Annotated in this window: 10 protein-coding genes, 1 pseudogene and 1 riboswitch; of the genes and pseudogenes, 3 read left to right on the top strand and 8 right to left on the bottom strand. The window is 65.9% G+C overall.

Annotated elements, in window-relative coordinates; genetic code table 11:
* Window positions 1-21: 21 nt before the first annotated feature.
* Entirely contained in the window at window positions 22-1,032 is a 1,011-nt protein-coding gene (locus AC3G2C_RS14380) for a ribonucleotide-diphosphate reductase subunit beta (RefSeq protein ID WP_488385310.1), read from the bottom strand.
* Between the two features lie 202 nt (window positions 1,033-1,234).
* Between AC3G2C_RS14380 and AC3G2C_RS14375 the strand changes: the two are divergent.
* Window positions 1,235-1,530, top strand: a pseudogene (locus AC3G2C_RS14375) (GIY-YIG nuclease family protein).
* 92 nt (window positions 1,531-1,622) lie between these two features.
* On the opposite strand, the gene AC3G2C_RS14370 reads toward AC3G2C_RS14375, so the two are convergent.
* From AC3G2C_RS14370 to AC3G2C_RS14345, 6 genes are all read right to left on the bottom strand, one after another.
* Window positions 1,623-4,115: a ribonucleoside-diphosphate reductase subunit alpha gene (locus tag AC3G2C_RS14370; protein WP_488385309.1), complete on the bottom strand. Its 2,493-nt coding sequence runs from the start codon at window positions 4,113-4,115 to the stop codon at window positions 1,623-1,625.
* Window positions 4,116-4,263: 148 nt separating this feature from the next.
* Window positions 4,264-4,476, bottom strand: a riboswitch (cobalamin riboswitch).
* Between the two features lie 196 nt (window positions 4,477-4,672).
* Window positions 4,673-5,635 (bottom strand): alpha/beta hydrolase, encoded by a 963-nt coding sequence (locus tag AC3G2C_RS14365; RefSeq protein ID WP_488385308.1) that lies wholly within the window; start codon window positions 5,633-5,635, stop codon window positions 4,673-4,675.
* Window positions 5,636-5,717: 82 nt separating this feature from the next.
* Complete coding sequence (locus tag AC3G2C_RS14360; RefSeq protein ID WP_488385307.1) at window positions 5,718-6,926, bottom strand: lipase family protein; 1,209 nt, start codon at window positions 6,924-6,926, stop codon at window positions 5,718-5,720.
* Window positions 6,927-7,078: 152 nt separating this feature from the next.
* On the bottom strand, window positions 7,079-9,151 hold the full coding sequence (locus tag AC3G2C_RS14355; RefSeq protein WP_488385306.1) for a M13 family metallopeptidase: 2,073 nt from the start codon (window positions 9,149-9,151) through the stop codon (window positions 7,079-7,081).
* Window positions 9,152-9,459: 308 nt separating this feature from the next.
* Window positions 9,460-9,822: a hypothetical protein gene (locus tag AC3G2C_RS14350; protein ID WP_488385305.1), complete on the bottom strand. Its 363-nt coding sequence runs from the start codon at window positions 9,820-9,822 to the stop codon at window positions 9,460-9,462.
* 267 nt (window positions 9,823-10,089) lie between these two features.
* Window positions 10,090-10,752, bottom strand: coding sequence for a glutathione S-transferase family protein (locus tag AC3G2C_RS14345; protein ID WP_488385304.1), 663 nt, complete (start codon window positions 10,750-10,752; stop codon window positions 10,090-10,092).
* A 135-nt stretch (window positions 10,753-10,887) separates the two neighbouring features.
* Between AC3G2C_RS14345 and AC3G2C_RS14340 the strand changes: the two genes are divergently transcribed.
* On the top strand, window positions 10,888-11,184 hold the full coding sequence (locus tag AC3G2C_RS14340) for a hypothetical protein (RefSeq protein WP_488385303.1): 297 nt from the start codon (window positions 10,888-10,890) through the stop codon (window positions 11,182-11,184).
* Between the two features lie 3 nt (window positions 11,185-11,187).
* On the opposite strand, the gene AC3G2C_RS14335 is transcribed toward AC3G2C_RS14340, so the two are convergent.
* Window positions 11,188-11,820 (bottom strand): flavin reductase family protein, encoded by a 633-nt coding sequence (locus AC3G2C_RS14335; RefSeq protein ID WP_488385302.1) that lies wholly within the window; start codon window positions 11,818-11,820, stop codon window positions 11,188-11,190.
* Between the two features lie 90 nt (window positions 11,821-11,910).
* Here AC3G2C_RS14335 and AC3G2C_RS14330 point away from each other — a divergent pair, with 90 nt between their 5' ends.
* Complete coding sequence (locus AC3G2C_RS14330) at window positions 11,911-12,615, top strand: ArsR/SmtB family transcription factor (RefSeq protein WP_488385301.1); 705 nt, start codon at window positions 11,911-11,913, stop codon at window positions 12,613-12,615.
* Window positions 12,616-12,625: the final 10 nt, after the last annotated feature.

Below are 12,625 nucleotides of genomic sequence, written 5' to 3'. Positions count from 1 at the left end.
TGCGCGCGGCGCCCGGTGGCATCAGAACGCCATGTCGAAGGCGACTTCGCCCTGCACGCCCACTTGGTAGGCGGACACGCGACGCTCGAAGAAGTTGGTCACTTCCTGCACGTCCTGCAGGTCCATGAAGTCGAACGGATTACGCACGCCGTACTTCTTGGGCAGATCCAGCTGAGCCAGGCGCTGGTCGGCGCAGTATTCCAGGTACTGGCGCATGTCCTTCACCGACAGGCCGGCGACGCCGCCGGAAAGCACGTCTTCGGCAAACTGCGTTTCGCAGGCGATGGCCTCTTCCAGCATCTGCTCGATCTGTGCGCGCATCTCTTCGTCGAACAGTTCGGGCTCTTCCGCACGCACGGTGCGCACCACGTCGAAGGCGAAGGCCATGTGGCAGCTCTCGTCGCGGAACACCCAGTTGGTGCCCGACGCCAGGCCATGTAACAGGCCGCGCGAACGCAGAAAGTACACGTACGCAAAGGCCGCGAAGAAGAACAGGCCCTCAATGCAGGCGGCGAAGCAGATCAGGTTGAGTAGGAACTGGCGGCGCTGCTCGCGCGTTTCCAGCTTCTGCAGGTTCTGCACGGAGTCGATCCACTTGAAGCAGAACTCGCCCTTCTGGCGAATCGAGGGAATGCTCTCGATGGCCGCGAACGCCTTGTTGCGCTCGGTCGGGTCGGGAATATAGGTATCCAGCAGGGTGAGGTAGAACTGCACGTGCAGCGCTTCCTCGAACAGCTGGCGCGAGAGGTACATGCGCGCTTCGGGCGCGTTGATGTGCTGGTACAGGTTCAGCACCAGGTTGTTCGCCACGATGGTGTCACCGGTGGCGAAGAACGCCACCAGGCGATGGATCAGGTGACAATCGGCCTCGGACATCTTGGAGCGCAGGTCGGTGACGTCCAGCGAGAAATCCACCTCGTCCACGGTCCAGGTGTTCTTGATGGCATTGCGATACATCTCGTAGAACTCGGGGTAGCGCATCGGGCGCAGGGTGAGTTCGAAGCCGGGGTCGAGAATGTGCTGGGTGGACATGAGATTCCTTCAGTGTGAGCAGCCTATGTCGGCGCTGTGAGTCTTTGCCCGTCATTCCCGCGAAAGCGGGAATCCAGTGCCTTCCGTCAATCCACTGAAACGTGTCGGAGAAGGGCGCTGGATCCCAGCATTCGCTGGGATGACGGTCGTGTTGAGTGCGTGGAGGAGGCAAGCTCAAGTTAGGTTCAAACCGAGATTCTCCATGGGCGTCCGCCAACCGTGCGTCTACATCCTCGCCAGCACTCGCAACGGCACCTTGTACACGGGTGTCACCTCCAACTTGCCGGCACGCATCTGGCAGCATCGCAACGACGCCGTCGAAGGGTTCACCCGCCAGTATCAGGTTCATACGTTGGTCTGGTACAACTGCACGAAACCATGGAGTCGGCCATCCGGCGAGAGAAGGCAATCAAGGCGTGGATGCGGGTCTGGAAGATCGACATCATCGAGAAAACCAACTCTTACTGGCGTGACCTCTACGACGACATCTGCATTTGACCGTCGTCCCAGCGAACGCTGGGACCCAGTGCCTTTCCAGCGCCGAGCAAAGGGCACGGGGTTCCAGCCTCCACTGAAACGACGGCCGATGCTTACTGGCAAGCCTCGCAATACTCCGGGTTCTCCAGCGAGCAGAACACGGCAGCATTCGCCTGCTCCTGATCCACGACCGGCGCGGCGGGCTTGGCGGCAGGCGCCGCCGACACCGTGGTCTTGGCGATCTTGGTCGCCGGGCGCGAGCGCAGGTAGTAGGTGGTCTTGATGCCGGACTTCCATGCGTACATGTACATGGAGCTGAGCTGGCCGATGTTCGGGTTTTCCATGAACAGGTTCAGCGACTGGCTCTGGTCGATGTACGCGCCGCGTGCCGCGCCCAGGTCGATCAACGCCTTCTGCGGCAGCTCCCACACGGTGCGATAGATCGTGCGCAGGCGCTCGGGAATGGCGGCAATGCCCTGGATGGAGCCTTCGGCCAGCTTGATGGCGTCGCGGATTTCCGTGGTCCACAGGCCCAGCGTCTTCAGCTCTTCCACCAGGTAGCGGTTCACCACCAGGAAGTCGCCCGACAGCGTTTCGCGCTTGAACAGGTTGCTCACCTGCGGCTCGATGCACTCGTAGCAGCCGGCGATCGAGGCGATGGTGGCGGTGGGCGCAATGGCGATCAGCAGCGAGTTGCGCAGGCCCTTGGCCTTGATCGACTCGCGCAGCGCGTCCCAGCGTGCCTGGTCGTGCGGCGTGGCGCTGGGCCAGTAGTCGAACTGCAGCTCACCGTTGGCCGCGCGGCTTTCATCGAAGCCCGGGTGCGCGCCTTGCTCCATGGCCAGCTCGTTGGACTGCGACAACGCGTTGAAGTAGATCTCCTCGGCGATGCGCGTGGACAGCGCCAGTGCCTCGGCCGAATCGAACGGCAGGCGCAGCTTGAAGAACACGTCCTGCAGGCCCATCACGCCCAGGCCCACCGGACGCCACTTGCTGTTAGCGACCTTGGCGGTGTCGATGGGGTAGAAGTTCAGGTCGATCACGCGATCGAGCTGGCGCACCGCAGTACGCACGGTGGCGGCGAGCTTGTCGAAATCGAACTGGCCATCCACCACGTGGCGCGACAGGTTGACCGAGCCCAGGTTGCACACCGCCGTTTCCTCGGCATTGGTGACTTCCAGGATCTCGGTGCACAGGTTGGACAGGTGAATGACGTTCTGCGGCTTGGCCGTCTGGTTGCTGGTCGCGTTGCTGCGATCCTTGAAGGTCATCCAGCCGTTGCCGGTCTGGGCCAGCGTGCGCAGCATGCGGGCGTAGAGCTCGCGCGCCTTCACCTTCTTCACGGCCAGGCCATTGGCTTCCGCCTCACGGTAGGCGCGCTCGAAGGTCTCGCCCCAGCTGTCGACGAAGTGCGGCACGACCTTGGGATCGAACAGCGACCAGTCGCCGTCGCTTTCCACACGACGCATGAACTCGTCGGGGATCCAGTTGGCGAGGTTGAGGTTGTGCGTGCGGCGTGCGTCGTCACCGGTGTTGTCGCGCAGTTCGAGGAATTCCTCGATATCCGCGTGCCACGGTTCCAGGTACACGCAGGCGGCGCCCTTGCGCTTGCCGCCCTGGTTCACGGCGGCCACCGAGGCGTCCAGCGTCTTCAGCCACGGCACCAGGCCGTTGGAATGGCCGTTGGTGCCCTTGATCAGCGAGCCGCGCGAACGCACGCGCGAATAGGCCAGGCCAATGCCGCCGGCGAACTTGCTGAGCTTGGCGACATCGCCGTACTTTTCGTAGATCGACTCCAGCGAGTCGGCTGGCGAATCGAGCAGGAAGCAGGAGCTGAGCTGCTCGTGCGCGGTGCCCGAGTTGAACAGGGTCGGCGAGCTGGCGATGTATTCCAGCGAGGAGAGCAGGCGATACAGTTCCAGCGTTTCGCCGATCTCGCCGCCGCCCAGGGCGCAGGCGATGCGCATGAAGAAATGCTGCGGGGTTTCCACCACCTTGCGCAGCTGCGGATGGCGCAGCAGGTAGCGGTCATACACGGTGCGCAGGCCGAAGTACTCGAAGCGGCGCGTGGCGAGCGGATCAATGGCGTCGTTGAGCTTGCGCGAATTGGTGGCCACGAAGTCGCGCAGGCGATCGTTGACGATGCCCAGCTCCGCGCCGCGCGCGATGGATTGCGAGAAGCTCTGGATTTCCTGGCCGCTCACTTCCTTGTCGATAAAGGCGCTGAGCAGGCGCGCGGCGAGCTGGCCGTACTCGGGCTCCTCCGCGGTGAGGGCGGCGGCGGTGCGGATGGACAGCTCGTCCAGTTCCTGCGTGGTGGCGCCGTCGTACAGGCCGCCAATGGTCTTGAGCGCCACGCGCAGCGGGTCCACCCCGTGCAGGCCTTCGCTGCTGCGGGTGACGGCGCGCACGATCTTGTTCACGTCCACCACTTCCTGGCGGCCGCTGCGCTTGGTCACGCGCATCTGCCCGGGGTTGTGCGGCGGGGTCAGCGCGAAGGGTGCGTCGGCGCGCGGCGTGTCGGCCACGGCGCTGGCGGCGGAGAAAGCGGTATCTTCCACGCGATCGTCGTGGCGTTCGCGCGAGGTGGTATCGATAGGTTGCATGGCGACTTCGCTCCAAGCGTGGTCATCAACCACCTGCTCCCGCGCGCAGGGCTGAAGGCTGGGCTTTCGCGGACGGTCGAGCGGCGGGGCTCAACCCCGCGCTTCGACGCGCCTCCCCGCGGAAGCCGTCACCCAGTCACTGGCGCGCTTCGGCGCCAGCGTGTCGGCAGGTCTTCGGACTTGCGGACGTGGGTCTTGCGACCCGCCTACTCGCTCCCGCTTCCCAGCCGCTGAGGGCCAGTGCGTTGTTGGCTTTCGTTTCCGCTTACCGCTGCGGGGCAGCTCCGGATTCGCACCGGATTCCCTTTTAAGCCAGTCCGACGTGACGTCTGAGAGTGGCACCGACGGGGCACAACATATCGGGCGGATCAGGGTGGGTCAACCCAACAGATTGTGGATGGCGCGTGGATAAGCCGGAAAATGCCAGCCGTGGAACGGGCTTAGCCTGCTGCAGAAAATTTTCTGGCCCGGTCGGCCCGGGAGGAGGTCCGCGGCGGTGCCGTAATGACCGGCCCGGGGCGGCCGGTCTCGGTCGAGAGGAGCCTGTCGGAGGGTGCTTACTTGCCGTGGACGAAACCCGCGATGGCGGCCACGAGTCCCTCGGCCAGGGGCAGGCTGGGGTCGCCGTAGCTCGCCAGATTGGCCGCGTCCCCCGCGGCGGGGGTCTTGAGCACGTGATTCATGCCGTCGATCACCTTCAGCTGCACGCCCGGCCGCGCGGCAGCGAGGCGCCGTGCGTCGTCGGTGGTGACCTGCAGGTCGTCGCTGCCCTGGATCACCAGCGCCGGGCCGTGGGTCTTGCCCAGCGCCTGTACGGGATCCTGGGCGAACCAGCTGATCAGGAAGCCCTGCACGCTGGGCCGGAACAGGCGTTGCAGGGGCGCCGGATCGCTGGCGACATCCACGTGCTGGCCATGGCGCAGCGCCTCGACGATGCTCCTGGCACGCGGCAGCAGTGGCGCGTTGGCGGGATAGCGTTCGAGTTGCCCCAGCAGCACATCGGCGGAGGATCGCCCCGCGCCGTCGAGCAGGATCAGACCGCACACGCCTTGCGTGCGCTGCGCGGCCAGGGTGGCCACCAGTGCGCCTTCGCTGTGGCCCAGCAGCCAGACACAGGAGGCGCCACGTGTCTGGCGCAGCTGCCGCACCCAGGCGTCCACGTCGGCGGCGTAGTCGTCCATCGTCACCTGGTTGGCGTCCAGGCCTTCATGGGCGCTGCCGAACATCCCGCGCTTGTCGATGCGCACACTCGCCACACCCTGCCTGGCCAGATCCTCGGCGAGCAGGCGATAAGACGCGGCATGCAGCCCTGTCGGGCTATTGCCATCGCGATCGGTCGGCCCCGAGCCGGGGATGATCAGCACCAGTGGCGCATGCGCCGGCGCGGTGTCCGGCGTTTCCAGCGTACCGGCCAGGCTACCGGCCGGGCCGGTGGCGGTTACCGGCGATGACGATGCCATGGCCGACACGCAGGCCAGGCTCAGGGTGAGGCTTGCACACCAGCAACGAAGGCGACGCATGGCAATCCTGGGCCAGGGCATGGGCGCGTACGTATATCGCATGTCCGCGCCGGATGCGCCTGCCATGACGCATGGCGGGTGCTCATTGGCGAGAGCAATTGCCCTCGTCGGCGATGCCGGCGAAGCGCTGCTGTGTCCAGGTCAGCAGGTCTGCCGTCAATGGCGAGTCGGCAGCCACCAGCGAAAGGTGGTCGCGCCCTGCATAGCGGCGATAGCGCAATGGTTGGCCGGCGGCACAGCGACCGTGCACGAAGGCGTCCTGTAGATCGGGCCAGACCAGCGTGTCGGTCAGGCCCTGGGCAATCAGCAAGGGCGCCTCGATGTGCGCGCCCGGCACGTTCTGCGCGAGGCGCGCGCCGAGCGGACCGCTGGCGGGGTCTTCACGAAACAGGCTGCGCCGTAGCAGCGCCGCTTCACCGGCGGCGACGACTCCACCGGCGCCGGCCAGGCAGCGACGCGCCATGTCGCGCGTCAGCGAGGCCGTCCAGGGGCGCACGAGTTCCTCCATGCGCAACTCGGGATACTGCCTGACGTAGGCGCTGGTGATGTAGGCGGATAACAGGCGACCGATCAGGCTGTCCTGGTCGCGATGCAGCAGTGCCGGCAAATCACTGGCGGGCGCCAGCGCCGCGACGCCCATCACTCGCACTTCGGGCGCGTAGGCGGGGGCCACGATGCCGGTCCACAGCGCGGCGTGCCCGCCTTGGGAGTGTCCCCACACCACCGTATCGTTCGCCAGCGCCAGGCCACCCATGCGATGCGCCGCCCGCACCGCATCCAGCGCGGCGCGCGCCTCGTCCTCGCCGATCAGGTAGCGGTGCGCGTCAGGCGTGCCCAGGCCGGTGTAGTCGGTAGCCACGACGGCCCAGCCTTGCGCCAGCGCCTGCGGCAGCGCCGGCACGTTGGCAAACGGGTGGGCCAACAGTGACGGTGCGCAACCACTGGCCACGCCCGTGGTGCCGTGGGTCCAGGCAATCACCGGCAGAGCGTGGTCGCCACGTTGCGCAGGTGCCAGCACGATGGCGCTGGCCAGCGCCGGCGTGCCATCGCCGTGGGTGCTCGTGTAGAGGATGCGCCAGCCGTGCACACCCGCCGGCACGTCACGATCAAAGGCCTCCACGCGCAGCAGCACGCCGGGCTGTGTGGGCAGGTGGCGCGGCGGCGCATAGAACGCATCCGGCTGTGTGGGCAGGGTAAGCCAGCCGGTGAGCGCACCGGCCGTCAGCAGTGCCAGCAGCGCCCCGCCCAGCCAGCGACTCCAGTGAGATCGTCGCGTTGCATTCGGTGCCATGGCGTGCTCCCGTGCTGTGCGCGCCATGGTAAGCGGCGACAGTATCACCAAGAGTGTACGCCTTCACTGACGCGACGGCCGCGCGTCAGTGAAGGCTAGCCGGGTGCTCTAGGTAAGCGACCTGCGGGCTGAGGAGGTCAACCCAGTTCGGGCTACCAGATCCGCACACGCTCCATCGGATCGAGGTAGAGCTGCTCGCCCGGTTGCACGTTAAAGGCCCGATACCACGCATCGATATTGCGCACCGGGCCGTTGACGCGGAATGCGCGCGGCGAGTGCGGGTCGCTGGTGACCTGGCGGCGGATGGCGTCGTCGGTGAGCTTGCCGCGCCAGGCTTGTGCCCAGCCGAGGAACACGCGCTGGTCACCGCTGAGCCCATCGATCACCGGCGCGGGCTTGCCATGCAGCGAGGCGTGGTAGGCATCCAGGGCCAGCGTGAGGCCGCCCAGGTCGGCGATGTTTTCGCCCATGGTGAGGTCGCCGTTGATGTGCACCCCGGGTAGGGGCTGGAAAGCGTCGTACTGCGCACCCAGTTTCTTGGCACGCTCGTCGAAGGCCTTGGCGTCGGCACCGGTCCACCAGTCGCGCAGCTTGCCGTCGGCGTCGATCTTGCGGCCTTCGTCGTCGAAGCCGTGGGTGAGTTCATGGCCGATCACGCCGCCGATGGCGCCGTAGTTGATGGCGGGGTCGGCGCTGGGGTCGAAGATGGGCGGCTGCAGGATCGCGGCGGGGAACACGATGTCACGCAACGAGCCGTTGTAGGCATCGTTGGTCTGCGGCGTCATCGACCAGTCGCTGCGATCCACCGGGCCGTCGAGGCGATTCACGTAGAACGACCAATCCGCCTGCGCCGCCTGCAGCACGTTGCCGACCAGGTCGTCGCTGCGCAGCGTGACCTTGCTGTAGTCGCGCGGATGGTCGGGGTAACCCACCTTGATTACATAAGTGTCGAGCTTGCGCAGCGCCTCTTGCCTGGTCTGCGGCCCCATCCAGTCCAGCTGCTGGATGCGCACGCGATAGGCGGCCTTGAGGTTGGCAACCAATTCCTCGATCTTGGCCTTGGACGCGGCGGGGAAATATTGGGCGGTGTACAGCTCACCCACGCCCCAGCCCAGATTGCCGAAGCAGGCGAGGCGATCGCCAACGCCGCAATCACCACCCGACACCGCGGCGACGGCGCGCTTCCAGCGAGCGCTCTGCGCTTGCTGCCCGGTCAGCGTCTTGGCGTGCATGTCGAAGTACGCGTCCTGGAATGGCTTGGACAAGTAGTACGCGGCGTTGTCGGCGATGCGCGTGGCCTGCCAGGCCTGGATCGTGCTCACCGGCGTCTTGGCATACAGCGCGGCCAGTGACGGGAACGCGCCCTTCTCGGCAACGACCACTCGCTGGAGTCCACCCAGTTGCGCCTGCTGGAGAAAGTCGCGCCATGCGAAGCCGGGCGCGAACTTCTGCAGTTCTTCCACGCTCATGGGGTTGTACGTGGCCACCGGGTCGCGCTGTTGCACCTTGCTCCAGCTGGCCTGGGCGATGGCGGTTTCGAACGCCACCACGTCCTTGGCGGCCGCCGCGGCATTCGGCCAGCCGGCCAACGTGAGCAACTGCGTCACATAAGCCAGGTAAGCGGCCTTCTGCTTGGCGAACTCGGGCTTGAGGTAGTAGTCGCGATCGGGCAGGCCAAGGCCGGCCTGGGTCAGGTACACCGCGTAGCGCGTGTTGTCCTTGAGGTCCACGTCGAGCACGAAACTGAAGAGCGCGCCTTCGAAGTCCACATTGGTGCGTCCCATCAGGCCGGCCTGCGCATCGCGCGTAGTGGCGTGGCGCACGGAATCCAGTTGCGACGCGATGGGCTTGGCGTCCAGCGCATCGATGCGCGCTTCATCCATGTAGGACTGGTAGAACGCGCCCACCTTGCCTTCCAGCGTGTCGGCCGCGGCGTGGTTCTGCGCCGCCGCTTCCATTAACCCGTGCAGACGTTGCTCGGTGAGGTCGGTCATGGCTAGGCGCAGGCTTACGGCGGGCTTGTCGGCGGGAATCGGCGTCTGTGCCAGCCAGCGACCGTTGGCGTAGCGGAAGAAATCGTCGCCCGGCTTGATGCTCGGGTCGGCGCCTGCGCCGTCGTAACCCCAGCTTCCGTATTGGGGCTTGCCGGACGACGGCTCGGCAGCGTGGGCCGCGCTTACCAACAACGCACTCGCACAAGCCACCGCAAGCATCTTGCTGACCATGGGGTACTCCGCCTAGGTTGGGGTGGGCGGATACTCGCACGTCAGCGCGTGAGGGCCAGTGCAACAAGTTGGCTGGCGACGCGAAAGCCGCGCGGCGGTGCGAAAGAAAACGGCCCGGCGAAGGCCGGGCCGTAAGGTATGCGCTGATCTTGATCGTCATCCCCGCAAGAGCGGGGATCCAGCGCCTATCCATCGTTGAACATGCCGGCACGGGATGCCTGCTGTTGCCCTCTTTTGGGGGTTCGCCGTAACGACGAGCAAAACGTCGTTCATTCAGGGCTTTCGTTGGGGCGACGCGGGTTGGGCGATCAGCCGCCGGTGCGCTGCTTGTGGATGCGCTTGCTGTCGTGATTGAGCGACTTGTTGAGGTTCTTCTGTTCCTGCTTGGTCAGGTGACCGCCATGCTCGGCTTCGTCGCGGCTCTCGCGGGCGGCGATGTTGGAGTCCTGCTTCTCGTCGCGGGCGGCCTGCTTGGCATTGATCTGGCCATCGGCCACACCGTTCTGGATGCGGTTCTGCTGGTTCTGCAGGCGCTGGTTCACTTCCGACACGCGCGGGTGGCCGGGAACGTTGTCCGGCGAGGTGGACTGGGCCATGGCGCCGGCGCTCACGAGCGCGGCGGCCAGGGTGAAACCGATCAGGCTGAAACGCGACGTCATCTTGCTGTTCATGGCGTGGAATCCTCGGGTATGTGTGGTCAATGACAGGGGAGACGCGCCCTTGGAGTCGTTACTCCATGCCGTGAGCTGGTGTCCCCTGAGCCATCCCAAGATGGGCGGGCTTGTGGCGGAAAACGGGGCGCATCCGCCGCGGTTGACCGTTGCGTCGATGCTTGCCGGTTTCGTTCAGCGGGCAGTGGGAAAGCCTTGTCGATCAAGGCTTTCCGTGAAAGTTTCACGTCAGTCACGCCACCGGAATTTTTAACGCGACCGCCACACTCAGGCCATCGCCGGTTCGCGCGGCACCATGTGCAGGTAGGGTTCGGCCTCGGTAAGCACGCGCGCGTAAGAGGGGCGTTCCATCATGCGCAGCAGGTAGGCCGCGATGTACGGATACGTGTCCTCCAAAGGGCTGAGCAGGTTGCTAAAGAACAGCGGCGGCGCAGCCGCACAATCGGCCATGCTGAAGGTGTCACCCGCAGCCCACTGCTGGTTGGCCATATCGCTTTCGAACAGATCCAACGCGCGACGCAGACGCTCCCAGGCCTGCGCGACGCCGTAATGATCGCGCTGGTCGGCAGGGCGCAATCGGTCGGTGACGATCTTTTGCACCGGTTCGTGCACGTACAGATCAATGAAGCGATCACGCTGACGTACGTGGAGCGCGGCCGCAGCATCGCCGGGAATCAGCGGCACGGCGCCAGGGTAATGCTGCTGCAGGTATTCGACGATGATGCTCGATTCCGGCACCATCGCCTGTCGCGTGCCGTCGTGCAACGCGGGAAAGCGCCCGAGGGGCCACAATCGGTAAAAGGCCTCGCGTGCGTCGGTATTGCCGAGATCGACCTTATGCGGATGGAACGGCGTGCCGTTCTCGTAGAGGGCGATCAGCACCTTGTGGCAGAACGAGGACAGCGGATGCATGTAGAGCGTGAGTGACATGTCGTGGTCCTGAGCGGTGGTGTGTCGGGAAAAGTGCGGGCGCACTCAACCATGCGACGAAGCAACCATGGCGAAATCGACACGCCCGCTTGCGGTACCCTTGGGGCCCTCACCGCCAGTTCCGGAGGCCCGCCGATGCGAGCGCCAGCAGGTTCCGTGGTTGGGTTGTGTTCTGCGTCGGCCACCTTGTGCGCCATGGGCATGGCGTTTCTGGGCTATTGGGGCGTACATGAGCCCACGCCGTGGCGGGCGGTGGATGTGGCGGTGATCGTGTTGGCTTTCATCGGCTTCGCGTGCCTTGCCGCCGTGCCGTGGATCGTCACTACGCCAGTACCCGAGGAGAGCGCCGAGCGCATCCGGCCCGCACGACGTGTCTTTGCCTTGGGCGTGGCGGCCATCTGGATCGCGGCGATGCTCGCCATCGTCGGCTAACGGTCATACCTCCGCCTTGAACGTGCGACCCAGCGGCACACCAGCGCCTACGTAGTGGCGGAACAGGTAGAACAGTGGTCGGTAGCGCTGCGGGTGCACGTGGTCGGTGCCGGCGACGGTCACATCCTCATGCGCATGCACGTGCAGCACCTCCAACTCGACGATCGCGTAACCACCGGCGCCATCGCGCCAGGCATCGAGTGGGCGTTCCACGTGCAGTCTCATACGTGCCTCCAACTGCAAGGGGCACTCGGCAATGCGTGGTGGCCCCACCGTCTGCGAAGGCAGCGCATGCCAGCCGCCCAGCGCGAACTTGTCGGCTGCATGGCGGTAACCACCGGCCCGCTTCCAGGCCGGCACGGGCGCCGCGCCGGTGGTGGGCGCGATGCGTTCCACCGCCGCCTGCATGCATTCGCTGGCGAGATTGAGCACGCACTCGCCTTCGCGCCGCAGGTTCGCCAGCCCCTGGCCGCCGCCGGCAAGGCCGATCACCACGCGGTTGGCCAAAGCCCAGGCCGAGGACATCGGCGTGATGTTGGTGGAGCCATCCTCGTTGCGCGTGGTGATGAGCACCACGGGCGTGCCGAAATAGAGAATGGAAGGGTAAATGATGCGGCTGTCGGGTGCGTGATACATGTCCATGCCGCTAGTGTGGCGAGGGCCATGCCGCGCATGTTTCGTCGCCGGGCGAAGTATCGACTGCGGCGGCAGGGTTAGACTGCACGCATGAACGATGCCGTCGCCCCAAGTCGCTACCAGCTCGCCGAGATCGGCGCCTTGCTGGCCGAGCCGGCACGTGCCGCGATGTTGCTTGCCTTGATCGATGGCACGGCGCGACCGGCGGGTGAGTTGGCGCGTGCCGCCGGCGTGGGGGCCGCCACCGGCAGCGCGCATCTCAAGCGTCTGCTCGAAGGCGGATTACTCGCTGTGCATGAGCAGGGGCGGCATCGGTATTTCCGGCTGGCCAACGACGACGTTGCCGCGCTGCTGGAAGCCTTGGCCCTGCCACGCACGCGGGTAGCCTTGCCCGCGCCCAGCGGCAGCGATCGCTCGTTACGCCTGGCGCGTACCTGCTATCGCCACCTGGCCGGTCGCCTTGGCGTGGGCCTGTGCGATGCCTTGCTGGCGCGCGGTTACCTGCATACCGCCAGCGAGGGTATGCGCCTGCATGCGGCGGGCGCGCAGGCCTTGATGGGGGCGGGCCTCGACGGCGCGCGGGTGGAAGCACTGCTGGCGCTGGCTGGTCGCGGTTGCCTGGATTGGACAGAACGCCGCTTGCACCTTGGCGGGCCGCTGGGCGTTTCCCTCACCGATACCTTGCTTGCCGCCGGCTGGTTGCGTCGTCGCGCGGACAGTCGCGCCCTGCAACCCAGCGAGGACGGCCTGCGGCGGCTGCAGGCCCTGGGCGTGCGCTGGGAGGGGCCCGCCTGAGCCAAACGCA

The organism is Frateuria sp. sgz306004, from assembly GCF_057750885.1.
Note: the sequence above shows the minus strand (reverse complement) of the source record. Positions and strands in the feature narration are given on the sequence as shown.

Coding starts and splice junctions, on each gene's coding strand:
- AC3G2C_RS14345 (WP_488385304.1), bottom strand. CDS start 10,752: ATGTCACTCACGCTCTACATGCATCCGCTGTCCTCGTTCTGCCACAAG.
- AC3G2C_RS14350 (WP_488385305.1), bottom strand. CDS start 9,822: ATGAACAGCAAGATGACGTCGCGTTTCAGCCTGATCGGTTTCACCCTG.
- AC3G2C_RS14380 (WP_488385310.1), bottom strand. CDS start 1,032: ATGTCCACCCAGCACATTCTCGACCCCGGCTTCGAACTCACCCTGCGC.
- AC3G2C_RS14360 (WP_488385307.1), bottom strand. CDS start 6,926: ATGGCACCGAATGCAACGCGACGATCTCACTGGAGTCGCTGGCTGGGC.
- AC3G2C_RS14335 (WP_488385302.1), bottom strand. CDS start 11,820: ATGTATCACGCACCCGACAGCCGCATCATTTACCCTTCCATTCTCTAT.
- AC3G2C_RS14340 (WP_488385303.1), top strand. CDS start 10,888: ATGCGAGCGCCAGCAGGTTCCGTGGTTGGGTTGTGTTCTGCGTCGGCC.
- AC3G2C_RS14355 (WP_488385306.1), bottom strand. CDS start 9,151: ATGGTCAGCAAGATGCTTGCGGTGGCTTGTGCGAGTGCGTTGTTGGTA.
- AC3G2C_RS14330 (WP_488385301.1), top strand. CDS start 11,911: ATGAACGATGCCGTCGCCCCAAGTCGCTACCAGCTCGCCGAGATCGGC.
- AC3G2C_RS14365 (WP_488385308.1), bottom strand. CDS start 5,635: ATGCGTCGCCTTCGTTGCTGGTGTGCAAGCCTCACCCTGAGCCTGGCC.
- AC3G2C_RS14370 (WP_488385309.1), bottom strand. CDS start 4,115: ATGCAACCTATCGATACCACCTCGCGCGAACGCCACGACGATCGCGTG.